Annotated in this window: 23 protein-coding genes; 9 read left to right on the forward strand and 14 right to left on the reverse strand. The window is 64.1% G+C overall.

What is annotated here, in order from left to right; translation table 11 throughout:
* Positions 1-91 precede the first annotated feature (91 nt).
* The 8 genes from QW881_RS30990 to QW881_RS31025 all read right to left on the reverse strand — a co-directional run bounded on the left by QW881_RS30990 (position 92) and on the right by QW881_RS31025 (position 7,305).
* Complete coding sequence (locus tag QW881_RS30990; protein WP_315755787.1) at positions 92-1,099, reverse strand: anion permease; 1,008 nt, start codon at positions 1,097-1,099, stop codon at positions 92-94.
* 14 nt (positions 1,100-1,113) lie between these two features.
* Positions 1,114-1,758: a DUF47 domain-containing protein gene (locus tag QW881_RS30995; protein ID WP_315739342.1), complete on the reverse strand. Its 645-nt coding sequence runs from the start codon at positions 1,756-1,758 to the stop codon at positions 1,114-1,116.
* Positions 1,759-1,901: 143 nt separating this feature from the next.
* On the reverse strand, positions 1,902-2,870 hold the full coding sequence (locus QW881_RS31000) for a branched-chain amino acid ABC transporter permease (RefSeq protein WP_315739341.1): 969 nt from the start codon (positions 2,868-2,870) through the stop codon (positions 1,902-1,904).
* Position 2,871: 1 nt separating this feature from the next.
* Positions 2,872-3,735 carry a branched-chain amino acid ABC transporter permease gene (locus QW881_RS31005; protein WP_315739340.1) on the reverse strand — a complete coding sequence of 288 codons (864 nt, stop codon included), beginning with the start codon at positions 3,733-3,735 and terminating at the stop codon, positions 2,872-2,874.
* 77 nt (positions 3,736-3,812) lie between these two features.
* Complete coding sequence (locus QW881_RS31010; protein ID WP_316159230.1) at positions 3,813-5,036, reverse strand: ABC transporter substrate-binding protein; 1,224 nt, start codon at positions 5,034-5,036, stop codon at positions 3,813-3,815.
* 104 nt (positions 5,037-5,140) lie between these two features.
* Positions 5,141-5,887, reverse strand: a complete 747-nt coding sequence (locus QW881_RS31015) for an ABC transporter ATP-binding protein (RefSeq protein WP_315739337.1) — start codon at positions 5,885-5,887, stop codon at positions 5,141-5,143.
* Entirely contained in the window at positions 5,880-6,635 is a 756-nt protein-coding gene (locus QW881_RS31020) for an ABC transporter ATP-binding protein (protein WP_315739336.1), read from the reverse strand. Before QW881_RS31020 ends, QW881_RS31015 begins: the two co-directional genes overlap by 8 nt.
* Before the next feature lie 313 nt (positions 6,636-6,948).
* Positions 6,949-7,305, reverse strand: a complete 357-nt coding sequence (locus QW881_RS31025; protein ID WP_315755790.1) for an ArsC family reductase — start codon at positions 7,303-7,305, stop codon at positions 6,949-6,951.
* Between the two features lie 219 nt (positions 7,306-7,524).
* Here QW881_RS31025 and QW881_RS31030 point away from each other — a divergent pair, with 219 nt between their 5' ends.
* Complete coding sequence (locus tag QW881_RS31030; protein ID WP_315755791.1) at positions 7,525-7,725, forward strand: hypothetical protein; 201 nt, start codon at positions 7,525-7,527, stop codon at positions 7,723-7,725.
* A 38-nt stretch (positions 7,726-7,763) separates the two neighbouring features.
* Here the strand turns inward: QW881_RS31030 and QW881_RS31035 are convergent, their stop codons facing one another.
* The gene (locus QW881_RS31035; protein WP_315755792.1) at positions 7,764-8,354 is read right to left on the reverse strand and encodes a histidine phosphatase family protein; all 591 of its coding nucleotides are present in this window, start codon (positions 8,352-8,354) and stop codon (positions 7,764-7,766) included.
* A 106-nt stretch (positions 8,355-8,460) separates the two neighbouring features.
* Here QW881_RS31035 and QW881_RS31040 point away from each other — a divergent pair, with 106 nt between their 5' ends.
* Together QW881_RS31040 and QW881_RS31045 are read left to right on the forward strand one after the other, a co-directional pair.
* Positions 8,461-10,089 carry a tyrosinase family protein gene (locus tag QW881_RS31040; protein WP_315755793.1) on the forward strand — a complete coding sequence of 543 codons (1,629 nt, stop codon included), beginning with the start codon at positions 8,461-8,463 and terminating at the stop codon, positions 10,087-10,089.
* Positions 10,086-10,490 (forward strand): hypothetical protein, encoded by a 405-nt coding sequence (locus tag QW881_RS31045; RefSeq protein WP_315755794.1) that lies wholly within the window; start codon positions 10,086-10,088, stop codon positions 10,488-10,490. Before QW881_RS31040 ends, QW881_RS31045 begins: the two co-directional genes overlap by 4 nt.
* A gap of 30 nt (positions 10,491-10,520) precedes the next feature.
* Here QW881_RS31045 and QW881_RS31050 read toward each other — a convergent pair whose 3' ends face one another.
* Positions 10,521-11,501 carry an oxygenase MpaB family protein gene (locus QW881_RS31050; protein ID WP_315755795.1) on the reverse strand — a complete coding sequence of 327 codons (981 nt, stop codon included), beginning with the start codon at positions 11,499-11,501 and terminating at the stop codon, positions 10,521-10,523.
* Entirely contained in the window at positions 11,498-12,202 is a 705-nt protein-coding gene (locus QW881_RS31055; RefSeq protein ID WP_315755796.1) for a glutathione S-transferase N-terminal domain-containing protein, read from the reverse strand. The genes QW881_RS31050 and QW881_RS31055 overlap by 4 nt, the downstream gene beginning before the upstream one ends.
* A 124-nt stretch (positions 12,203-12,326) precedes the next feature.
* Here QW881_RS31055 and QW881_RS31060 point away from each other — a divergent pair, with 124 nt between their 5' ends.
* Positions 12,327-12,701 (forward strand): hypothetical protein, encoded by a 375-nt coding sequence (locus QW881_RS31060; RefSeq protein WP_315755797.1) that lies wholly within the window; start codon positions 12,327-12,329, stop codon positions 12,699-12,701.
* Positions 12,702-12,703: 2 nt separating this feature from the next.
* Here QW881_RS31060 and QW881_RS31065 read toward each other — a convergent pair whose 3' ends face one another.
* Together QW881_RS31065 and QW881_RS31070 are read right to left on the reverse strand one after the other, a co-directional pair.
* The gene (locus QW881_RS31065; RefSeq protein WP_315739326.1) at positions 12,704-12,931 is read right to left on the reverse strand and encodes a hypothetical protein; all 228 of its coding nucleotides are present in this window, start codon (positions 12,929-12,931) and stop codon (positions 12,704-12,706) included.
* 79 nt (positions 12,932-13,010) lie between these two features.
* Complete coding sequence (locus QW881_RS31070) at positions 13,011-14,090, reverse strand: Acg family FMN-binding oxidoreductase (RefSeq protein WP_315755798.1); 1,080 nt, start codon at positions 14,088-14,090, stop codon at positions 13,011-13,013.
* An 814-nt stretch (positions 14,091-14,904) separates the two neighbouring features.
* Here QW881_RS31070 and QW881_RS31075 point away from each other — a divergent pair.
* The 4 genes from QW881_RS31075 (at position 14,905) to QW881_RS31090 (ending at position 19,692) form a co-directional block, all read left to right on the forward strand.
* The gene (locus tag QW881_RS31075) at positions 14,905-15,273 is read left to right on the forward strand and encodes a helix-turn-helix transcriptional regulator (protein WP_315755799.1); all 369 of its coding nucleotides are present in this window, start codon (positions 14,905-14,907) and stop codon (positions 15,271-15,273) included.
* Positions 15,274-15,461: 188 nt separating this feature from the next.
* Entirely contained in the window at positions 15,462-16,502 is a 1,041-nt protein-coding gene (locus tag QW881_RS31080; RefSeq protein WP_315755800.1) for a hypothetical protein, read from the forward strand.
* A 90-nt stretch (positions 16,503-16,592) separates the two neighbouring features.
* On the forward strand, positions 16,593-17,414 hold the full coding sequence (locus QW881_RS31085) for a hypothetical protein (RefSeq protein ID WP_315755801.1): 822 nt from the start codon (positions 16,593-16,595) through the stop codon (positions 17,412-17,414).
* A 937-nt stretch (positions 17,415-18,351) separates the two neighbouring features.
* Entirely contained in the window at positions 18,352-19,692 is a 1,341-nt protein-coding gene (locus tag QW881_RS31090) for a TROVE domain-containing protein (protein ID WP_315755802.1), read from the forward strand.
* Positions 19,693-19,750: 58 nt separating this feature from the next.
* On the opposite strand, the gene QW881_RS31095 is transcribed toward QW881_RS31090, so the two are convergent.
* Positions 19,751-20,755 carry a glycerophosphodiester phosphodiesterase family protein gene (locus QW881_RS31095; RefSeq protein WP_315755803.1) on the reverse strand — a complete coding sequence of 335 codons (1,005 nt, stop codon included), beginning with the start codon at positions 20,753-20,755 and terminating at the stop codon, positions 19,751-19,753.
* Between the two features lie 186 nt (positions 20,756-20,941).
* Between QW881_RS31095 and QW881_RS31100 the strand changes: the two genes are divergently transcribed.
* Positions 20,942-21,100 carry a hypothetical protein gene (locus QW881_RS31100; protein WP_315755804.1) on the forward strand — a complete coding sequence of 53 codons (159 nt, stop codon included), beginning with the start codon at positions 20,942-20,944 and terminating at the stop codon, positions 21,098-21,100.
* Positions 21,101-21,747 lie beyond the last annotated feature (647 nt).

A 21,747-nucleotide genomic window follows, 5' to 3' on the forward strand; every position in this document is an offset into this window, starting at 1 on the left:
GCGCGGGATCTCGGCCGCCGCGCGCCCTCCATATAGGCGTTTTGCACCGCAACTCCAACCGGCGAGTTGAGCCCAGCCGGACCGATCCGGATCAGTGCCGGAGCACCGACACCAGCCAGAACGTCAGCGCCGCGACGATCGCCGAGGCCGGAATCGTGAAGACCCAGGCATAGACGATCGATCCGGCCACGTTCCAGCGCACCGCGGAGGCGCGTCGGGCGGCGCCGACGCCGACGATGGCGCCGGTGATGGTGTGGGTGGTCGAGACGGGCACGCCGAGGAACGTCGCCAGGAACAGCGTGATCGCGCCGCCGGTCTCGGCGCAGAAACCCTGCATCGGGTTCAGCTTGGTGATGCGCAGGCCCATGGTGCGGACGATGCGCCAGCCGCCCATCAGGGTGCCCAGCGCCATCGCCGCCTGGCACGACAGCACGACCCAGAATGGCACCGTGAACTCGTTGCCGAGATGGCCCTGCGAATACAGCAGCACGGCGATGATGCCCATCGTCTTCTGCGCATCGTTGCCGCCATGGCCGAGCGAATACAGCGAGGCCGAGACGAATTGCAGGATGCGGAAGGCGCGGTCGACCGCGAACGGCGTCGAGCGCACCGAGGCCCAGGACACGACCGCGACCAGGATCATCGCCAGGATCAGGCCGACCAGCGGCGACAGCACGATCGCGAGCACGGTCTTCGACAGGCCGCTCCACACCGTGGCCGACAGGCCGGCCTTTGCGAAGCCCGCCCCAACCAGCCCGCCAATCAAAGCGTGCGAGCTCGACGAGGGAATGCCGGCCGCCCAGGTGACGAGGTTCCAGACGATGGCACCGACCAGGGCGGCGAAGATCACCTGGGCGTCGACGATGGCGGGATCGATGATCCCTGTACCGATGGTCTGCGCGACGTGGAGGCCGAACACCGCGAACGCGACGAAATTAAAGAATGCGGCCCAGAACACCGCATATTGCGGCCGGAGCACGCGCGTCGAAACGATGGTCGCGATCGAGTTGGCGGCGTCATGCAGGCCGTTCAGGAAATCGAAGGCGAGCGCGACGGCGATGAGGCCGACCAGGATCGGAAGGCCGAGTTGAGCGTCCACGGCGCGGCCCTACCCTAGACCTGTTCGATCATGATCGAATTGATCTCGTTGGCGACGTCGTCGAAGCGGTCGGCGACCTTCTCCAGATGGTCGTAGATCTCGGCGCCGACAATGAAGTCCATGGTATTGGCCTTGCGGTGCTTGAGGAACAGCTCCTTCAGCCCGATGTCGTGGAGGTCGTCGACCCGGCCCTCGAGCTTGGTCATCTCCTCGGTGATCGCGGTGATCATCGGCACGTTCTGGCCGATCGCCTGCAGCAACGGCAGCGCGCGGCCGATCAGATTGGCGCAATCGACCAGCAAGGTGCCCATCTCACGCATGGTCGGCTCGAACTCTTTGACCTCGAACAGCACCACGGCCTTGGCGGTCTGCTGCATCTGGTCGATGGCATCGTCCATCGAGGTGATCAGGTTCTTGATGTCGCCGCGGTCGAACGGGGTGATGAAAGTGCGGCGGACCGCGGTCAGCACTTCGCGGGTGATGTTGTCGGCCTCGTTCTCGAACTGGCTGACGCGCTGGCAGTGGGCGAGGATGTCGTCACCGCCCTGCAGCATGTCCTGCAGCGCATGGGCGCCCTGAATCACCACCTTGTTGTGGCGGGCGAACAAATCGAAAAACCGCTCCTCCCGCGGGAGGACGGCGCGAAACCAGTGCAGCATGGGACGAGATCCATCCATTCCGAAACGGGCCAGGGCCGGCCCGTCACAGAACTGTCATACTCCGGATCGCGCACCAGCAGAAGCGGTGGCCGGTTCATCCACCGCTTTCTGCCCTTTCGACGATCTCTTTTCAGATCAACGGCTTAAAGGGATCGTTTGAACAGATGGGCGATTTCGCCGACCACGCCGCGGCGGAAGGTGAGCACGCAGGCGACGAAGATCACGCCCTGGATCACCGTCACCCACTGGCCGAAGCCGGACAGATATTGCTGCATGCCGACGATTACGAACGCGCCGACGACGGGGCCGAACACGGTGCCGAGCCCTCCGACCAGGGTCATGAGCACGATCTGCCCCGACATCGCCACCTCGACGTCGGTCAGCGAGGCGTTCTGGGCGACGAACACCTTCAACGCACCAGCCAAGCCGGCCAGCGTCCCGGACAGAATGAAGGCGAGCAGCTTGTAATGGTCGGTCTTGTAACCCAGCGAGATCGCCCGCTGCTCGTTCTCACGGATCGATTTCAGCACTTCGCCGAACGGCGAGTTGATGGTGCGGAAGATCAGCAGGAAGCCGGCGAGGAAGCCGACCAGCACGACGTAATAGAGCACCGTCGGCCTGGACAGGTCGAGGATGCCGAACATCCGCCCCTGGGGAATGCCCTGGATGCCGTCCTCGCCATGGGTGAACGGCGCCTGCAGATAGATGAAATACAGCAGCTGCGACAGCGCCAGCGTGATCATCGCGAAATAGATGCCCTGGCGGCGGATCGAGATGTAGCCGGTGATCACCGACAGGACGAACGATCCGGCGACGCCTGTGAGGATGCCGAGCTCGGGCGGCAGCCCCCACACCTTCAGCGCGTGGGCACTGCAGTAGCCGGCCGTTCCCAGGAACATCGCGTGGCCGAACGACAGCAGGCCGCCATAGCCGATCAGGAGGTTGAAGGCGCAGGCGAGCAGCGCGAAGCACAGCGCCTGCATGACGAAGAACGGGTACAGCCCGGTCCACGGTACGATCGCCAGCAGCGCCGCCATGATGACGAACACGATCATCTCGTCGCGCATCGCGCGCGGGGTGATCGGCAGGGTCGTGTCGGTGATGGATGTCATGTCAGGCCGCCCGTCCGGTCAGACCCGTCGGCTTCACCAGCAGCACCAGGACCATCAGAACGAAGACCACGGTGTTGGAAGCCTCGGGATAGAAATATTTGGTCAGTCCCTCGATCACGCCGAGCAGGAAGCCGGTGATGATCGAGCCCATGATCGAGCCCATGCCGCCGATCACGACCACTGCGAACACCACGATGATGATGTGCTCGCCCATCAGGGGCCGCACCTGGTTGATCGGCGCCGACAGCACGCCGGCGAGGGCCGCGAGCCCGACGCCGAGGCCGTAGGTCAGCGTGATCATGCGCGGCACGTTGATGCCGAACGCCCGCACCAATGTCGGATTCTCGGTGGCGGCGCGCAGGTAGGCGCCGAGCCGGGTCCGCTCGATCAGGAACCAGGTCGCCAGACAGACGACCAGGGAGAAGATGACGACCCAGCCGCGATAGACGGGCAGATACATGAAGCCGAGATTCATGCCGCCACGGAGCTGATCCGGGATCGCATAAGGCAGGCCGGACGAGCCGAAGAAGTTCTGGAACACGCCCTGGATGATCAGCGCCAGTCCGAACGTCAGAAGCAGTCCGTAGAGATGGTCGAGCCCGGCGATCCATTGCAGCATGGTGCGCTCGAGGATCATGCCGAAGACGCCGACGATGATCGGCGCCAGCAGCAGCGCCCACCAGTAATTGATGCCGCCGAGGTTGAGCAGGAAATAGGCGCAGAACGCGCCCATCATGTAGAGCGCGCCATGGGCGAAATTGATGATGTTGAGCATGCCGAAGATGACGGCAAGCCCGAGACTGAGCAGCGCGTAGAACGAGCCGTTGATCAGTCCGACCAGGAGCTGTGCGTAGAGGGCCTGCATCGTCTTGTTCTGTTTTCTCTCGGCGTTTCCCAGAAGATAGCGGCCCCGGCGACGTCAGCCGCCGGAGCCACAGCGGTTCATTTCTTCAACAAGGCGCACGCGCTCTTGTCGAGCGGTGTGAAGGCCTGGTCGCCCGGCACCGAGCCGACCAGCTTGTAGAGATCCCACGGGCCCTTGGACTCCGAGGGCTTCTTGACCTCGAACAGATAGGCGGTGTGGATGGTGCGGCCGTTCGGCTGGATCTCGCCCTTGCCGAACAGCGCATCGTCGGTCGGGATCGACTTCATCTTGTCGACGATCTTGGTGCCGTCGTGCGGGTTCTCGCCCAGCGCGTCCAGCGCCTTGAAGTAATGCGCGAGACCGGCATAGACGCCGGCCTGGACCATGGTCGGCGGCGCGCCGTTCTTCATCCGCTTGGCGAACCGCTCGGAGAAGGCGCGGGTCTGGTCGTTCATGTCCCAGTAGAAAGTCTCGGTGAAGTTGAGGCCCTGCGCGATGTCGAGCCCGATCGACTTGACGTCGGTCAGGAACAGCAACAGCGCGGCAAGCTTCTGGCCGCCCTTATTGATGCCGAACTCGGCCGCCTGCTTGATCGTATTGGTGGTATCGCCGCCGGCATTGGCGAGGCCGATGACCTTGGCGTTCGACGACTGGGCCTGCAGCAGGAAGGACGAGAAGTCGGAGGTGTTGAGCGGATGCTTGACGCCGCCGATCACCTTGCCGCCATTGGCGGTGACGACCGCCGTGGTATCGCGCTCCAGCGCGGCGCCGAAGGCGTAGTCTGCCGTCAGGAAGAACCAGGTCGATCCGCCCGCCTTGACCAGCGCCTGGCCGGTGGTGTGCGCCAGCATGTAGGTGTCGTAGGTCCAGTGCACCGTGTTGGGCGAGCACTGCGCGTTGGTGAGATCCGAGGTCGCGGCGCCCGAATTGATGTAGACGCCGTTCTTCTCCTTGACGACGTTGTTGACGGCCAGCGCGACGCCGGAATTCGGCACGTCGACGATGACGTCGACCTTCTCGACGTCGAACCACTGCCGCGCAATCGAGGTGCCGATGTCGGGCTTGTTCTGGTGATCGCCGGAGATCACGTCGATCTTCCAACCCTTCGCGGCGAGGCCGGAATCCTCGATCGCCATCTGCGCCGCGAGCGTCGAGCCGGGACCGCCGAGATCGGCATATAGGCCCGACTGATCGGACAGCGCGCCGATCTTGACGGTCTTGTCGCCGGCCGAAGCGACGCTGCCAGCGGCGAGAGTGAGCGCCGTTCCCAGCAGCAATGACGCGATGAATTTGCTCTTCATTTCCAACTTCCAGAACTTTCCAACAAAACTGCCAAGAAGACCGTAGAGAAGACCATAGAGAAAACCGCGGGAGGAAACCGCCACGTCAACGTCGCCAGCGCCGATCAGACGCCGAGATAAGTATGCAGCTTATCCATGTTGGCCGACAGATCGGCATTGGCGAAACCGTCGATGACCTTGCCGTGCTCGACCACATAGTAGCGGTCGGCGACCGTCGAGGCGAAACGGAAGTTCTGCTCGACCAGGAGGATCGTGAAGCCTTCCTTCTTCAGCCGCGCGATGGTGTGGCCGATCTGCTGGATGATGACCGGCGCGAGACCCTCGGTCGGCTCGTCCAGCATCAGGAAGCTGGCGCCGGTGCGCAGAATGCGCGCGATCGCCAGCATCTGCTGCTCGCCGCCCGACAGCTTGGTGCCCTGGCTCTTCAGCCGCTCCTTCAGGTTCGGGAACAGCTCGAAGATCTGGTCGAGCATGAGCCCGCCCGGCCGCACCACCGGCGGCAGCAGCAGGTTCTCGCGCACGTCGAGGCTGGCGAAGATGCCGCGCTCCTCCGGACACAGCGCGATGCCGAGCCGCGCGATCTTGTCGGAGGTCATGCGGATCAGCTCGCGCCCGTTGAACTGGACCGAGCCGGTGCGCTTGCCGATGATTCCCATGATCGACTTCAAGGTCGTGGTCTTGCCGGCACCGTTGCGCCCGAGCAGGGTGACGACCTCGCCGGCATTCACGTTGAAGTTCATGCCGTGGAGAATGTGGGATTCGCCGTACCAGCTCTCGAGGTTCTTGACATCGAGAATGGTGCTGGTCACAGCGCCGGCGGTGGGCGTCTTGGCCGTCATCACCTCAGGCATGTCCGGCCCCCAGATAGGCTTCCTTGACGCGCTCGTCCTTGGCGAGCTCCGAATACGGCCCTTCCGTCAGCACCTGGCCGCGCGTGAGCACGGTGATGGTGTCGGAGAGGTTGGCGACGACACTGAGATTATGCTCGACCATCAGGATCGTGTATTTGGCGGAGATGCGCTTGATCAGCGCGGCGATCTTGTCGATGTCCTCGTGGCCCATGCCGGCCATCGGCTCGTCCAGCAGCATCATCTCCGGATCGAGCGCCAGCGTGGTCGCGATCTCCAACGCACGCTTGCGCCCATACGGCATCTCGACCGCCGGAATGTTGGCGAACTCGCTGAGGCCCACGTCGTTGAGAAGCTCCAGCGCCCGGTTGTTGAAGCGGTTCAGAACGCTTTTGGAGCGCCAGAAATCGAACGACGAGCCATGCTGGCGCTGCAGGGCGACGCGGACGTTCTCCAGCGCCGTCATATGCGGAAACACCGCCGAGATCTGGAACGAGCGGACCAGGCCAAGACGCGCCACGTCGGCCGGCGCCGTCGCCGTAATATCCTGACCCTTATAGAGAATCTTGCCGGCCGACGGCCGCAGGAACTTGGTCAGAAGGTTGAAGCACGTCGTCTTGCCGGCCCCGTTCGGACCAATCAGCGCATGAATGGTGCCCCGGCGGATCTTGAGCGAAACATCGCGAACGGCAAAAAATCCCGCGAATTCCTTCGTCAATCCGTGGGTCTCGAGAATGAACTCGTCAGCCAAAGATTCCCCCCAAGCCGGCGCCTTCAGCGCCTGGCCCTCGCTTCTTCCTGTACGGCGGCTCTGCCGGACGACTGGACGATTCCTCGCCGCCACCCGCGACCGCTTCGCGCCGGAATATGCCGTCAATCGAGGGAGTTAGGCAAGGCGGAAAGCTGGGCAACGGCGTCGCAAGGCGGCCGACGCACCTTGCGTTGAAATCACCTGCGATTTCCCGCTGACATAGAAACTCATACCACCGGCATTTTCCTGCACGCGCGCGCTGGCAAGGCGGCGGGCGCGGCCCGGGAGACGGCGCAGCGATGATCGTCTCCAACTACTTCGCGGCCTTCACGTCCTTTGCATAGAGATCCGGCTTGAAGCCCACCACGCGGCGGCCACCGAGATCGAGCACCGGGCGCTTGATCATCGAAGGCTGCGCCAGCATGAGCGCGATCGCCTTGCTCTCGGTGAGTCCGTCCTTGTCCGCGTCGGGCAATTTCTTGAACGTCGTGCCGGCGCGATTGAGCAGCACCTCCCAGCCGAGCTCGTCGCTCCATGCCTTGAGAGTCGCCTTGTCGATTCCGGCGGTCTTGTAGTCGTGGAATTGGTAAGCGACGCCGTGATCGTCGAGCCAGGCGCGCGCCTTCTTCATCGTGTCGCAGTTCTTGATTCCGTAGATCGTGATGCTCATGCCACGCGTCCTCAAACCATCGTGTCCGACCGCGGCGGATGTCCCACGTTGCGACAAACGGCCGTGCATTGTGCCGTGCGATTCACCCGCTTTTGATGCGGCGGACGCCACTCGTTCCGCGGTCGGAATTCACTCCGACCTTTGCCACGAAACTGTCGGCTGAGCATTACATTTTCTTCGCATCCCCGGCGTATCTGGCCCACGAACAGGAGACCGCGAATGGGCAAGATCATGGTACGTTGTCCGCAGACCGGCCGCAGCATCGAGACAGGGATGGAAATGGACGCCGCGCGCTTTCAGCGCATGCCCGTGTTCTTCTCGCGTGCCTACTGCCCGCACTGCCGCATCTACCATGAATGGTTCGCCGCCCATGCCTGGGTCGAGGAGACGCGCGAGCGCGAACCTATCGCGCTGGCCTGAGGGAGTGCCTCATAACATTTGCCACGCGCGGCGTGGCTTCACGCGTCGTTCGGATCGTCGCTCAGCGGCTGGTTGGAATCGCCCGGCATCAGGCAGGGATAGAGTTCGGTGAACTTGAATTCGGTTCCGCCGCCGACGCGGTCGAACCGAAGCACGACGTCGAAGCGCTTGCCGGACCAATCGGTCGGCAGATCGCCGGCATTGCTCACCGGCAGACGCGGCAGGATGCCGGAGATGATCGCCTTGTGCTCCCACGCCACCAGCACCGTGCCCGCGAGCGGCAGGAGGGCATTGACCAGCGCCGCCTCCTCTCCCTTGGCGAAGGACGTGTCCGGCTTGGCGAGGCCGACGCGCGCGGCCAGTTCGAGCACGGTTTCATACGGCCGCCGGCTCGGCTCGGAGTCGTCCGTGGTGCTATCCGGATCGGCGGCATAAACCGCCTGTGGCGTCGGATACGACGCGCCACCCACCCCGCTGCCGAACAGCGCGGTCCACGCCCCTGCCCGCTCCCAGCCGAAGATGACCAGCGACTTCGAATCCGGCTTGCCCTCGTGGGTCAGGCCCGGACCTGTCGCGTCGCCATCAGGCTTCTCGGCATGACGGATGATCAGCAGCGTCAGTGCGTTCATCGGCACCCTCTCAGGTGGGATCATACATCCATCACACGCAATTGCTACTTGAGATTGCAATCGTGGGAACGCATCATGGCGTTTTTCCAACCAGGATTCATTTCAGATGAGCATGCGATTGCGACAGACCCGCCGGACATTCCTGGCGACGGCCGCGATGGCGGCAGCCAGCACCGTCATCTCGCCGAGGCCGAGCCGCGCCGCCGCGAAATATCGCCGCTACAACGTCACCAGCGCGGAAGGCCAGAAGATGCTGGCGAGCTACGCCAAAGGCGTCGCCGCCATGCTGCAGCTTCCCGCAAATCATCCGCAGAACTGGTTCCGCAACGCGTTCATCCACCTGATGGACTGCCCGCACGGCAATTGGTGGTTCTACGTCTGGCATCGCGGCTATCTCGGCTATTTCGAGCAATCGATCCGCGCGCTGAGCGGCGACGAGAGTTTCGCCCTGCCCTATTGGGACTGGACCGAGCTGCCGGAGATTCCCGCCGGCATGTTCGACGCCGTACTGACGCCAACCGACAGGGCGTATCAGCCATTCACCGCGAACCTCGCGGTCTTCACCTCGTTCATCAAGCCGGCCCTGACGGATTACTGGAACGGCCTGTCGAAGGATCAGCGCGGCCAGCTCGAGATCCGCGGCTACAAGTCGATCGACGATCTCTGGAACGACGTCACCGGCTTCTCATCGTCCGCCAATGCCGGCATCTCCGGCAATGAGGCGTTCGCGACCACCTGCGCCTCACGCTATCTGTCGCGCGACAATCCGAAGCTCGACGCCAAGACCGCCTACGACGTCTCGCCCTTCGTGATCATGGCGGGCCTGCTGCCGACCGACTTCTACAACGTCGACAATTATCTGAGCTTCACCAGCTCGAAGACCGCCTCGCACAACACCCAGCCGAACGGCGCGACCAAGTTCTCGACCTTGGAAGGCCTGCCGCACAACAAGGTCCACAACTACATCGGCGGCGTCGGCCCGCTCGATCCCGGCCCCTACGGCAACATGACCAACTTCCTATCCCCGGTCGACCCGATCTTCTTCCTGCATCATTCGAACATGGACCGGCTCTGGGATGTCTGGACGCGCAAGCAGCAGCGGCTCAAGCTGCCCTATCTCCCGCAGGGCGCCGACCTGAAGACGTTCTCCGACGAGCCGTTCCTGTTCTATGCCGACGGCAAGGGCGGCTATGTCGGCCCCAGCAAGGCCGGCGACTACATCTCGACCGATCGCTTCGACTACGACTATGCGCCGGGCTTCGGCGAGGACATCGTCAATCCGCCCGCGGTCGCCTCGGCGCCGCAGGCCAAGCCGCAGCAAGGCTCGGTCAAGGCCAATGTGGGCACGGTGAGGATCCCCGGGGATGCGCTCGAAGCGCATCTGGCGGCAGCGCGGCCGCAGCCGCTGATGGCGCAGATCACGCTGCCCCGCCCGAGCGGCTATTCGACCGTGCGCGAGTTCGACGTCCTGGTGAACGCGCCCGCCAACGTCGCCAAGGTCACGGCTGACAGCCCATATTATGCAGGCACCATCGCCTTCTTCGGATCGATGATGCCGGGCATGGCCATGACCATGGATGCGACCTTCGCGGTGCCGCTGCCGACGAAGCGCGAGGCCTTCTCCGCCCTGCGGGCCGCGCCCAACCAGCCCCTGAGCATCCGCGTCGTGCCCTCGGGCGGCGTCGGCACTGCGCCGACGCTGAAAGCGCTCTCGGTCGGACCGCTGCGCCCATGAACGGGAGGCGCGCCGCGCTGCGGGCCTGCGCCGTGCTGCTATGTGCCGTGCTGCGGCCGGCCTCGTCCTTGGCGGCGGAGCCGTTCAGAGCCATCGATCTGGTCCTGCCGCGGCCATTGGATGCGAGCGACGCTCCAGTCGTCGAGATCAGCCTGGGCGCACTGGGGCGAGGCCAGGAGGTGACGGTGACGACGGCGTCCGGGATGCCGCTCGGGACCATCTCGCCATTCGGGATCCGCGCCGGCGCGGAGGCCGGGACCTACGCGCTTCCGGTGCCGAAGGAGGCGATCAAGAGTGGACGGCTGTCGATCCGTCTCAGCATCAGCCAACCCGGCGGCAGCCGCGCGCCGACGCCGCAGGAGGTTCGCGGCATCACGCTCAAGCTCGCTCCACGGCCATGATCCGTCGTCTGCGCCGCAAGCGCGCCGGGCTCAGACCGTCCCGCTCCGCGCACGTTCTGCACGCTGTTCGAACGGGCTGCCCATGCTGGGCTGTCCGATCCAGACACGGTTGAGCAGCCGCGTGAACGGCGGACACGTCGTCCCCTCGATGCGCGCCATCGCCTCCTGATAAGGGCCGACGGTGCGCAATCTCTCCGGCAGCACCGCATAGGCGCGCGGCAACCAGACTCGAGCTCGCGCGGCGCTGCGGCGTTCGCGCTCGCCATAAGGCAGCGCGAACGCAAGCCGCAGCCGCTCCGGCAACATCTCGGCCGTCAGCGCCGTGAACCAGCGCGGCGGTGCGATCCAGGTCGCCTCGCCCGAGAAGATGCGCTGCGCGATGTCGCGCGCGGCCGTGCTGACCGTCAGCGTCTCCGATTCCATCATGTCGGCCGCATAGGCCTTGAAAGCCCCCCAGTCCGGCGGCAGCACCTCATGCGGAATCCCGAACAGACCGGCGAAGCGCATCGCCTCACGCCAATATTGCTCGCGCTCGTCATCGCCGAGCGGCGGACACAACAGGCCGTAGGACATCATCGCAGTCTCGACCAGGGTGGCATGGACCCAACGCAGCGCGTCGACGTCGTTGGCGCGATAGTGCGAGCCGGCGGCGAAGGGTCCGACCGTCTCAGGCATGACGCCGTCGACCGCGGCGTGACGCCGATACAACCGCCGCGCCACGGCAACCGCCTGCGCGCGCGTGCCGAACACCATAGTGTAGACGATGCCGAAGGTGCGGTGGAAACGGCCGAGCGGATCGGCGAACACCTTCGACTGCTCGGCAACGCCCGCCGCCACCCAGGGATGGGCGAGCTGCAACAGCAGCGCGCGGCCTGCGCCGAGAAACAGCGCGGCCTCGCGATGCACGCGCCACATCACGCTATCGGACGGCAGCACGGCGTCGCCCGGCGTGGCCGGCGCGGACAGCAGCTCGGCCATGCAACGTTCGAAATCGGCCTCGCTGACGATCACGGCCGCTGCGGGATCTCCAGCCCGCGCTGTACTGCCGGCCGCGCCAGCCCGCGCTCGAGCCAGGCCGGAACATGCGCGAGCTCATCGAAGGCTGTGAGCTCGCGCGCGCCGTAGAAGCCGATCAGGTTGCGCACCCAGCCGAGCGTCGCGATGTCGGCAATGGTGTAGTCGGCGTCCATGATCCACTGCCGGCCATCGAGCCTGTCGTCGAGCACGCCGAGCAGCCGCCTGCTCTCCGCGACATAGCGCTGCAACGGCCGCTTGTCCTCGTACTCGCGGCCGGCGAATTTGTGGAAGAAGCCGAGCTGCCCGAACATCGGACCGATGCCGCCCATCTGGAAATGCACCCATTGGATGGTCTGCCAGCGCCGCGCCGGATCGTTCGGCAGGAATTGTCCGGTCTTCTCGGCAAGGTACTGCAGGATTGCGCCGGATTCGAACAGCCCGAGCGGCTTGCCGCCGGGACCGTCGGGATCGATGATCGCGGGAATCTTGCCGTTCGGATTGAGCGAGAGGAATTCCGGGGTCTTCTGGTCGTCCTTGCCGAAATCGATCGTGTGCGGCTCGTAGGCCAGGCCGGTCTCCTCCAGCATGATCGAGACCTTCACCCCGTTCGGGGTCGGCAGTGAATAGAGCTGGATGCGGTCGGCATGCTGCGCCGGCCAGCGCGTGGTGATCGGGAAGCTGGAGAGATCGGACATCGTGGCTCTTGCTCGCTTTGTCGCTGAGGCCTCAATCTAAGCCCGTGAACCGCCGCTGCAAGGTTCGATGCGGAACCGCACGCGGCCGACGGTCTTATGTTGCTGCATCGTGCAGAAAGCCAGCATGCCGAGCCCGACCTACCAGTTGATCATGCAGGCGATGATCACGCGCCAGCAGGTGCTGTGCATGTATGGCGGCTTCGCCCGCGCGATCTGCCCGATCATCCTCGGCCACACCGCCGGCCGCGAGCGCGTGCTCGCGTTCCAGTTCGCGGGCGGCGCGAGCAGCGGCCTGCCGCCGGGCGGCCAATGGAAGTGCTTCGATGTCGCTGACATCAGCGAGGTCGAGCTGCGCCAGGGGCGCTGGCATTCGGGGCGCAGCCATCGCCAGCCGCAATACTGCGTCGCCGACGTCGAGCTCGACGTCAATCCGAACAGCCCCTACGATCCGAAACGACCGATCGCGACGCCGCAGAGCGGTAAGCTTCGGAAGCGCTGACGCTACTGCGGCTCGCGCAGACGCACGCGCAGCAGCGCCGGCAGCTTCGACGTGGCGTCATGCTGCGCGAGCTTCGCCGCGACCCGGCGCATCAGCGACGACGCGCCCTGCTTGGCAAACACCTTCATGCCGCGATAGCTGAAATCGACCACGACCTCATGATGGCGCATGCCCTTGCCGCCCTTGACCAGGCCAAGGTCGCGCACCAGGCAATAATGCCCGTCGCTCATGCGTGCCAATCGGGTGTTCTCGAACATGCGCCGAAGCAATGCACCGAGTCGCAAATCCGTCAAGATTGACAGGAACGACTCATGAACTCAGCACATCGGCAACGCGTCGCCGCGGCGAGAAGGGCAGCGCCGGCCCGTAGCCGAAGCGCAGCAAGAGATCCGGCCGCCGTGTCGTTCCGACCACGCGCGCCAGCTCTGGCCGCAACGCGGCCACTTCGACCGGCTGGTTGATGAAGGCGAACTTCAGGCCCAGCCGCGTCGCTTCGAGCGCGAAGCGCTGGCACGCCTGCCCGGCCCTGATCCAATGCGAGGCATCGGCCTGCTCGGCGGTGAATACGGCGACACCGGCCGATGAGCGAATCTGCCGCGCGTATTTGTCGTTCTCCGATGCGGCATTGAAGAGCCGATCGAAGGCGAGGCCACCGAGCGCGGTCGGCAATGACGGGTTGCCGCTGGCAGCCGCGAACAGCCCGTCGCCGGTCTCGATCGCGCTGCGCGGATTGAACCGCAGCCAGATCTTCAGTTCGCGCATGAACGCCGCATCGCGCATCTGCGCATCATTGCCGGCGACGACGAGATCGCGGATGGCGGCGATCGCGGCGGGAGCCGTGATGATCGCGAGATCGACGCCTGGCATGGCTGATACGGCCTGCAGCGCGGCGAGATCGCCTGGCGGCACCGGTCGTCCGTCATACTCCGCGCGCGTCGACTGTCTGCGGACGATTGCCGCAAGCCGCGCGTCGTCATGCGCCGTGCCGTTCGTGAAGCTGTACCGCACCGTCCGGCCGTCGCTGCTGAGCTCGCCCGGACGGCCGCTCGCATCCGCGGCGATCGCGAGATTGGCGGCCGCGCAGCCCAGGCTGACGAACAGATGATGGTCGTCCGGATCGACCACCGGCGTGCGGCGTGACGGATCGGGCATGATCTCGATCGCATCCCGCGCTACGCGAAAGCGCCAGGGCTGCGTGTTGTGGCTGTTGGCTGCAAGCGTCGCGTAGCGGATCACCGAAGTGATATCGGGCGACAGCGGCGCGCGCAGTCGGGCGCTATACGTCTCATAGTCGTGCATCGTCCCCGTGATCGCGCGCCAGGATGCAGCGCCGAGCGAGGCGGCAGCAATTGCGCTCCCCGTTCCTAACAATACCGTCCGCCGGTTCATAGCAAACACGCCTGCATTTTCCGCTGCAATCGAGCCAAGTATGACAATACGCCGGCATCGCATCGGCGCGTTGTTGCAGATCAAGGCCGCCGCAGCCGGCAAAAAAGTTCGAAGACACGCTGTTGACAGCCCCAACAAAGCGACGTATGTCCCGCGGCCTCGCGAGCGACTGCGCCCGCGACAAACATGAGCGAGACGATGTCCTTCGGCTACGAACACTTCATCCGCACGTCCAACGGCGTCATGCCGGTGGATGGCGCACGCCATGCTCGGGGGAGCGGTCTTGCTTGAGGCAAGATCAACAGTCCGCATCACACGGACCCTCCCGAGCCAGCCGCTCCGGAGGGTTTTTTGTTGCCCTCACGCGAACCGGCTGGACGGCGAACGACCAAATGTCCCGGTCTTGGACCGGAACGGGAGACCCGGATCCCGGAGCTCGTGCAGGTGATGCGCGTGCCCAAGCGCGCGGGGCCTGTCGGAGGGAACGAGGCGGCGACGCCGGACACCGATGACAGAGCGAGCTTCCTTGGAGCTCGCAAACTGCGGCGCCGCACAGCGCCGCGAACAAGCTTTTGAATCCTGGCCGTTCGCGGCCGGGAGCTGCTTTACAGCCGTCGTCCAATTGGTATTTGATTCAACCTGAAGAAGTGTTTACCTATTTAATCGCGCCCAGGGGATACTCCGGCGCTTGATGGGGTTGTGCGTGTCCATCACACATCGGCGTCCATCACAGATCGTCTGATTGCGGCCTTCGCCGAGGGCAGGCCTCGACCAGCGAAGCCGCCTGCGACGTATGCGCACGGCCGATGAAGCCATGCCCGACGGCCGCTGGAAGATGCGAATGTCTACGCGGGGAACGAGGATCAAAGAGGCCCTGGATGCTCGCCGGATCCGAAAGCAGCATGCGCTGGCACGCGCACTCAACGTCCACGAAAGCGCGATCACGCGTTGGAAGGAAGACGGTAACATGTCTCTGCAGAACGCGATTGCGCTCTGCGAGGAACTGGACATCTCCGCAGACTGGCTGCTGCTCGGCCGTGGCACAATGGATCAGCACCGAACTCAATTCGCCATCCAATCCACTAACTACGAGCTGTTTCAGGAGGCCTACGGCTACTTGAAACCAGACTCCCAGCTACTGCTGACATCGTTCATAAAATCTGTCGTGGAAAGCGCTCGCTGAACAACGCACGGCGCGACGAGCAGCCTTGTGTCCGCCCCTAGCTTGCATGCGGCGCAAGTTAAACATCGAATCCTTGCGTCCATCACAACAACTATCGCGTGCTATGCATTTATCTTCTTCCTATCGTTGAGTGGCGGCGAGCGGGGTACTCACCCGGGGCTCGCGACCTGCTAACAGGGAGACGAACTATGGCCGAAGTTACTAAGATCAGATTCTATGACCGAAAGAGCGGCGAAAAAATCGCGCTGTCGCACGAGGGAAGCCTGAACCAGGCGCCGGGGCATGACGCGCAGCTCCTGGCGTTCGATGTTCAGGAACGGCAGAGCCTCGTGCTCAACGAGCGTTACGACGTTATAGGTGATTACAAGAGCGGCGGCGAGGGGTGGGCGCTGCAGAACATGCAGTACGACCATCATCAGTCGAACGGACCTTGGGTCTTCTACCAGAACAATCGCGTGGCGCTCCGCGAGCGGGCGTCCCTCGCGAGTACGCAAAGCAGTTCGGGCACATTCTCGGTCGGATTCGACTTCCAGTCGGCCGAGCAACGCGAAGTCCTGAAATATCTTCAAGAGAACAACTACACGCTGGTCGGGTTCAAGGGGGCGCAAGGACCTCAGCAGGTCACAGTCGGTGTTCCAACTTGGTTTTCCGTTCCATTCCTGTCCATGTTTGGCGATGTGACGATCGACTATCGTCCGCTTTACAAGGTGTACATCTATAACTCGGCCGATATCGCCGTGCAGACGATTATCAAGATGCAAGCGCTGTCGACAGCAATCGAATTGGGCCAGAGCCTGACCTTCAACGCCGACGGCTCGTTCACCTCGGGTGGCGTCGGCAGCGTGCCTGCGAACACGATCGGCGTGTTCAACAGTCGGCCAGCAAACACTTCGCCGGTGACGGTCGGCCTGGCAGGCCTCGTTGATACGCCGTCAGGCGGCTCTCAGTACTTGCCGTTCTGCGCATTCACGCTGACGCCGCAGGCCTCAATCCTGATGACGCCGATCGAACAAGTGCTGCTGTTCGCCGCTCAGACCAATCTGACGTCTGGCAATGTGCAAGCGAACGCCGCGGCTCCGGGGTGCCGGTTTGCATTCACTCCTGCCGTGCAGAGGTACGACCTCATGGTGACCCCTAGTACCTATCAGGTCAACAACCGGCCCGGAACGCCGCCGGTTCAGGAGGTCCAATCGGGCTCTCTGGTCGCGCTCGTCAACAACCTAGTCTAAGACACGGTCGCAATCAATGGTGTGAGCCGGGCCCTCGCGAGCGAGGGCCCGGCCCGCCCGCTAGCGGGCGCCAAATTGGCCGGAACGAAGATGCCAAATCAGCCGTTCGAGATCATCGTCTGGGTCAATGCCGAGGCTAAACACTACCTGTCCGAAGCCGGCCTCGGTCTCGCCTTGGTCAGAGGGCAGTGTGAAGGCGGCCGGAACACGCTGGTCTGTGAAGTAATCGCTGTCGCGAACGTGTTGGTTGATGCCACTACGGTCACCTTCGAGAGCGCTTTCGGCATCTTTGCCGCGCCTCCATCGTCGGCCCCGATCACACCCTTCAAGGTGCTTCGGCCCGTGTTGCGGCAGGTCGCGCAACCCGGCCGGATCTTTCAATTCGACGGCACTCAATTCACGGCCCTACAGAACGCGCCGTCAAGCGACATGATCGGCATTACCTACCGGCCATTGGCACCTACAGCGCAGAGGATCGTCGTGGGACTCACCGAGATGGTCCGCAGTGAGGAGGGGGGAGCCTGGCCGCCGATCAACGCAGTGGTCCTCGGGGCCAAGGAGACCGTATTCTTTTCATTGCCGGGCCCTTTGGCCTATATATTTACCCAGTCCGGCATGTCGGTGGGCCAGGTGCTCGGCTGCAATCTGTTTGTTCCGCCCACACCGCTTGAGTATCGGACGTCGACCATCGTGATTGGACAACCGCTGGCTTTGCCGCTGAGCGATTCCCGCCCCAACGAAGTCCATTTCGATGTGCGCAGCAATACGTTCGTGCGGGGGCCATACCCGACCACACTTACAACAGCATCGATAGCGGTCAGGGACCGGCACACACGTTGGGAGCAATACAGCGTGCGGAGATCGGGTGTGACTTTCTTGTGCTCGAAAGAGTCCTTGCCTTTGACGGATTGAATCAGCCGAGCGGTACGTCGCTGAATCCATTTCTCATCGTTGTAGATGCCGGACGTGCGCGAGACGTCTTTGATAGTATTACCGCTGCGTTCGCCGATGCTCCATCGCGATGGGTGCTCGGCGCAACTTGCAGCCGAAAGCATTCCGCGTACGCGCCGCGCAATCGTAATATTGTGGGCCTTGCAGATTATTGCGGAAGCCCTCGCCATTTGAAGCGCCTTCCGCATCTTCTCGCGATAAGACGGTGAGAAACACCACATGCGATAGTAGGCATCGGCTTCGCGGATCCTGACTCCAGGCTTCATCTTCAGCAGTGCCGCAACGTGCGTCCTCGCTTCAGCCAGTGGACCGGGTCTCAGCCATTGCCTGTTCCCAGCTCGTGATTTTTCCTGCAGTCGTCCTTAGACGCGTGCCTGCGGCGTGCTCCTCAGGACGAATTCGTGACGAGATCTTGACCCTCATGGTGAGGAGCGCCGCGTACGGTGGGTCTCGAACCATGAGGCCCCGGAGCGCGCTCAGACCATGTACGAGGCCGCCTACCCACGCGCCGTGGTGAAGATTGCTGATACTTCGATGCCAATCGAGAGGTAGTGGGTCCGAATCCCATCCGGCGTTCTATGCGCCGGTAGGTCAGCGGCAGAGCACTATCCGGTCCACGCGAGTGGAGCGGAACTCAGCATTCGCCCGTTCCCGACGCGTGGTCCAGCCTGACACGCTATCTCTCGCTCGGGAGATGGCGTGTCATCGCCGGTGGCGAAGAGCGCGGTTACTTCGGGGCCACGAGGTCGGGGGTTCGACTCCTCACGAATGCCAGGCTGATCTTCAGCCAAGTTCGAAGCTCGTCGGAGCGAGCACGTGGCTGCCAGCAATGGCAAGTCAGCCTCGCTTATTCCCCGGCACCCTATTCCATCCATCATCAACCCAAGAGGAGGCCATCATGGTCAGGCTCAACAAGTTCCTGCGCGCCTTCACCCATGAGGGTGCGCCGTCCCGGCAGCTCGCGCCAGAGCAGGCACTGCAGCGTACGCTGCTGAGCTGCCTGCTGTGGGAGGACCAGTTCTACGAGGACGGTGTGTCGGTCGCCGAGCGCATCAAGGCGCTGGTGCCGCAGGTCGCGCCGCGCGAGGCGGCGCAGCTCGCGGTCCGTGCGCGCGAGGAGATGAAGCTGCGGCACGCGCCGCTGCTCGTCGCCCGCGAGATGGCGCGGCTGCCGGAGCACCGTGCGCTGGTCGCCGAGACGCTGGCGCGCATCATCCAGCGGCCGGACGAGATGACCGAGCTGCTCGCGATCTACTGGGCGGACTCGCTGGGTCCGCAGCAGCAGCGCAGGCGGCAGCCGGTGTCGGCGCAGGTCAAGAAGGGGCTGGCGAAGGCGTTCACGAAGTTCGACGCCTATCAGCTCGCAAAGTATGACCGCGAGGGACCGGTGCGGCTCCGCGACGTCCTGTTCCTGGTGCACGCCAAGCCCAGGGATGCCGCCCAGGAGGCGGTGTGGAAGCAGCTCGCCGCAAGCGAGCTGCCCTCGCCCGACACCTGGGAGGTCGCGCTGTCGAAGGGCGCGGACAAGCGCGCGAGCTTCGAGCGGCTGCTCGCCGAGAAGCGGCTCGGAGCGCTGGCGCTGTTGCGCAACCTGCGCCTGATGCGAGAGGTCGGGGTGCCGCGGGCAACCATCGCGGCCGCGATCGAGACGATGCGGACGGACAGGATCCTGCCGTATCGGTTCATCACGGCGGCGCGGCATGCGCCGGACTTCGAGCCCGAGCTCGAGCAGGCGATGCTGGGCGCGATCAAGGGCTACGCGCGGCTGACAGGTCGCACCCGGCTCCTGATCGACGTCTCGGGATCGATGTTCGCGAAGCTGTCCGCGCAGTCAGAGATGACGCGCGCGGAGGCTGCGTGCGGGCTCGCGATCCTCGCCCGCGAGGTCTGCGACGAGGTGGAGATCTTCACGTTCAGCGACAAGGTCGTGAAGGTGCCGCCGCGCCGTGGCTTTGCGCTGCGCGATGCGATCCTCGGGTCGCAGCCGCATTCCGGGACCTATCTCGGCCGTGCGGTCGGCGAGATCGACCGCAAGGGAGACCGCCTGATCGTCTTCACCGACGAGCAGAGCCACGATGCGGTGCCGTCGCCCAAGGCGCGCGGGACCATGGTCAACGTGGCGTCGTACCAGCACGGGGTCGGTTACGGACCCTGGACGCGGGTCGACGGCTTCTCCGAGGCCGTGATCGCCTGGATCGCGGCGCAGGAGGAGACGCTGCGAGGCGCCACCCTGCACTGACGACAACGGACCCGGACGCGTCACAGACGCGCCCGGGTCTCCTTCCCATGCTGCGCGGTTACGGCCGGCTCGATTGATCTCCTTGCGGAGCGCGCTTCAGGAGCGGCGCCACCGTTTCGATCTCGTCCGTCATCACGCCCCCAGCGAAGTTCTTGGGCAACCGGGCGATGTCGTCCGGCGAATCCAGTCCGGTGGAGAATGTCTCGCCATGATAGGCACCGACCACGAAGACGCTGCTTCCTCCTTGTGCCATGCGCTCGAGGAAACGGTCTGGCCAGCCCCAGAGCCACGGCGCGACATTGACCGGGACCAGCACCATCATGTTCCGGCATGCGGACGGCACCAGCCCCGTCGAGCCATATCCGATATATCGCAGCAGGCAGCTCTTCAGCATGCCGCGCGACATCACCTTCAGCTCCGGCTGCGCCGCCCTGAGCGCCGCGATCGGCGCATCGCCACCATACACCATCAGCCGCCCGCGTTGCGCAGCGTCGATCGGTGCAAGTGCCGCGGCAAGCAGCCGGCCTTCCGCCGGATCATTGCTCTTGACGTTGATCAGGAAAGACTTGTCCGGAAAGGCTGCAAGCACCTCGTCCAGCGACGGCATCAGGCCGACGCCCTTGCCGCGGAATGGAAAGGTGCGGCCGCCATCGGCAGTGTAGCCATAACCGATGTCGAGCTGCCGCAACGCCGTCATCGCATGCGCGCGCGTGACGCCCTTGCCATCGGTGCGACAGTCGAGCGTCCAGTCATGGAACACCGCGAGCTGGCCATCGGTGGTTGGGTGCACGTCGAATTCCACGATATCGGCGCCGGCCAGAAAGCTGGCGCGCATGGAGGCGATGGTGTTCTCGAGATACTCATGCGTCGGCGGCAGCATCCGCGCCGCGGTGCAGGTGTCAGAAGCCAGGCCGGTGCGATCGAATTGCTGCGACAAACCGCGATGAGCCAGAACGATCGCCTGTCCAGCAGTCTTCGACACCAGCAAGCTGGTGTTGTTGACGAACATGAAGCCGACGCACAGCAATGCCGTCACGCCGGCGCATTTCCAGAATCTGCTCATACCCCGCCAACTCCGTGACGATTCGAGCCGAATTGCGTCCAACCCTCGTGGGTGCAAAAGCTCTCCCGCGGGGATCACGCATTCTTGCATCCGGCACGCCGATCGCGAGCCTGCATCAGAACGGTCGTCGCCGAACTTCGGCTGGCTGCTGCAGGCGTCGTTGCGTCGTCCGCCGCCAAGCCATTCATGTTCGCCGAAGACCGATTGTCGGAGCTTGCCGGACTCCTCGGCATTCCCCACGCAAATGCCCTCGACAGCTATCAATATCTCGCCAATGGCGAGGGCGCGTCCGGTGTTCTGACGCTCATCGGGCCCGATGGCAAAACCGAGATCCGCCTGCCCTGACGAGCTGGACCGGCGCGATCCGGCGAACTCATTTCGAGCTGACCCTGCGCGCACGGGCCGTTCCGTGGCGTTCGAAGGACGGACGCAACTGTCGTGTCGCCATGCCCGGAACGATCTCCCGAGCAACGGAACTTGCCCGTCGGGCGACTCAAAGGGCGTGGATTCGCGCGGCGAGTCGCAGCCGCGACATCGGATCAGCCTCTCACGGACTCACGCCGGAGATTTTTTCCGGCAACGCTCTCAATGCGTTCGCCGGTGTCAGTCAAACGCAGGCCAGATTTCCCTTTCGCTTTTTCGGAATCTATGAAACACTGTGCCCATCCCGCCTCGCCATGAGGGGCGCTTCGCGATCGTCACGAACGTGGAGGCGGGATGCGATGGGCGCAGCTCTGCCGCAGCATGGTGTTGCCGTGCGGACGAACGGCAGGACGCGCCGGCGAAATCGTGTGGTCCTGGCCTCCCGATGCTGAGGTCAAGCCGGCTGAGATGATGATCGGCCGGCGACGGGGGCAACAAAGCCCGGTCCCCGAGGAGAGCACGTATAAGCCGGAAAACCGTTGCGCAGGGAAGGCCGGGAGGCGGGCTCAAGCGGTGGTCGCAACACCAAGTGTTTTCATTCGTGACAGCAGCTCGTCAAGCGCCTCTGC

Source organism: Bradyrhizobium sp. SZCCHNS3016 (assembly GCF_032484535.1).
In the GTDB taxonomy this organism is placed as follows: Bacteria; Pseudomonadota; Alphaproteobacteria; order Rhizobiales; family Xanthobacteraceae; genus Bradyrhizobium.

What these genes read in the sequence shown, in the direction of transcription:
- QW881_RS31080 (WP_315755800.1), top strand. Translation starts at nt 15,462, where the DNA reads ATGGCCGAAGTTACTAAGATCAGATTCTATGACCGAAAGAGCGGCGAA.
- QW881_RS30995 (WP_315739342.1), bottom strand. Translation starts at nt 1,758, where the DNA reads ATGCTGCACTGGTTTCGCGCCGTCCTCCCGCGGGAGGAGCGGTTTTTC.
- QW881_RS31045 (WP_315755794.1), top strand. Translation starts at nt 10,086, where the DNA reads ATGAACGGGAGGCGCGCCGCGCTGCGGGCCTGCGCCGTGCTGCTATGT.
- QW881_RS31090 (WP_315755802.1), top strand. Translation starts at nt 18,352, where the DNA reads ATGGTCAGGCTCAACAAGTTCCTGCGCGCCTTCACCCATGAGGGTGCG.
- QW881_RS31030 (WP_315755791.1), top strand. Translation starts at nt 7,525, where the DNA reads ATGGGCAAGATCATGGTACGTTGTCCGCAGACCGGCCGCAGCATCGAG.
- QW881_RS31060 (WP_315755797.1), top strand. Translation starts at nt 12,327, where the DNA reads ATGCCGAGCCCGACCTACCAGTTGATCATGCAGGCGATGATCACGCGC.
- QW881_RS31065 (WP_315739326.1), bottom strand. Translation starts at nt 12,931, where the DNA reads ATGAGCGACGGGCATTATTGCCTGGTGCGCGACCTTGGCCTGGTCAAG.
- QW881_RS31025 (WP_315755790.1), bottom strand. Translation starts at nt 7,305, where the DNA reads ATGAGCATCACGATCTACGGAATCAAGAACTGCGACACGATGAAGAAG.
- QW881_RS31070 (WP_315755798.1), bottom strand. Translation starts at nt 14,090, where the DNA reads ATGAACCGGCGGACGGTATTGTTAGGAACGGGGAGCGCAATTGCTGCC.
- QW881_RS31010 (WP_316159230.1), bottom strand. Translation starts at nt 5,036, where the DNA reads ATGAAGAGCAAATTCATCGCGTCATTGCTGCTGGGAACGGCGCTCACT.
- QW881_RS31035 (WP_315755792.1), bottom strand. Translation starts at nt 8,354, where the DNA reads ATGAACGCACTGACGCTGCTGATCATCCGTCATGCCGAGAAGCCTGAT.
- QW881_RS31085 (WP_315755801.1), top strand. Translation starts at nt 16,593, where the DNA reads ATGCCAAATCAGCCGTTCGAGATCATCGTCTGGGTCAATGCCGAGGCT.
- QW881_RS31055 (WP_315755796.1), bottom strand. Translation starts at nt 12,202, where the DNA reads ATGTCCGATCTCTCCAGCTTCCCGATCACCACGCGCTGGCCGGCGCAG.
- QW881_RS31040 (WP_315755793.1), top strand. Translation starts at nt 8,461, where the DNA reads ATGAGCATGCGATTGCGACAGACCCGCCGGACATTCCTGGCGACGGCC.
- QW881_RS31075 (WP_315755799.1), top strand. Translation starts at nt 14,905, where the DNA reads ATGCCCGACGGCCGCTGGAAGATGCGAATGTCTACGCGGGGAACGAGG.
- QW881_RS31005 (WP_315739340.1), bottom strand. Translation starts at nt 3,735, where the DNA reads ATGCAGGCCCTCTACGCACAGCTCCTGGTCGGACTGATCAACGGCTCG.
- QW881_RS31095 (WP_315755803.1), bottom strand. Translation starts at nt 20,755, where the DNA reads ATGAGCAGATTCTGGAAATGCGCCGGCGTGACGGCATTGCTGTGCGTC.
- QW881_RS31100 (WP_315755804.1), top strand. Translation starts at nt 20,942, where the DNA reads ATGTTCGCCGAAGACCGATTGTCGGAGCTTGCCGGACTCCTCGGCATT.
- QW881_RS31015 (WP_315739337.1), bottom strand. Translation starts at nt 5,887, where the DNA reads ATGCCTGAGGTGATGACGGCCAAGACGCCCACCGCCGGCGCTGTGACC.
- QW881_RS31000 (WP_315739341.1), bottom strand. Translation starts at nt 2,870, where the DNA reads ATGACATCCATCACCGACACGACCCTGCCGATCACCCCGCGCGCGATG.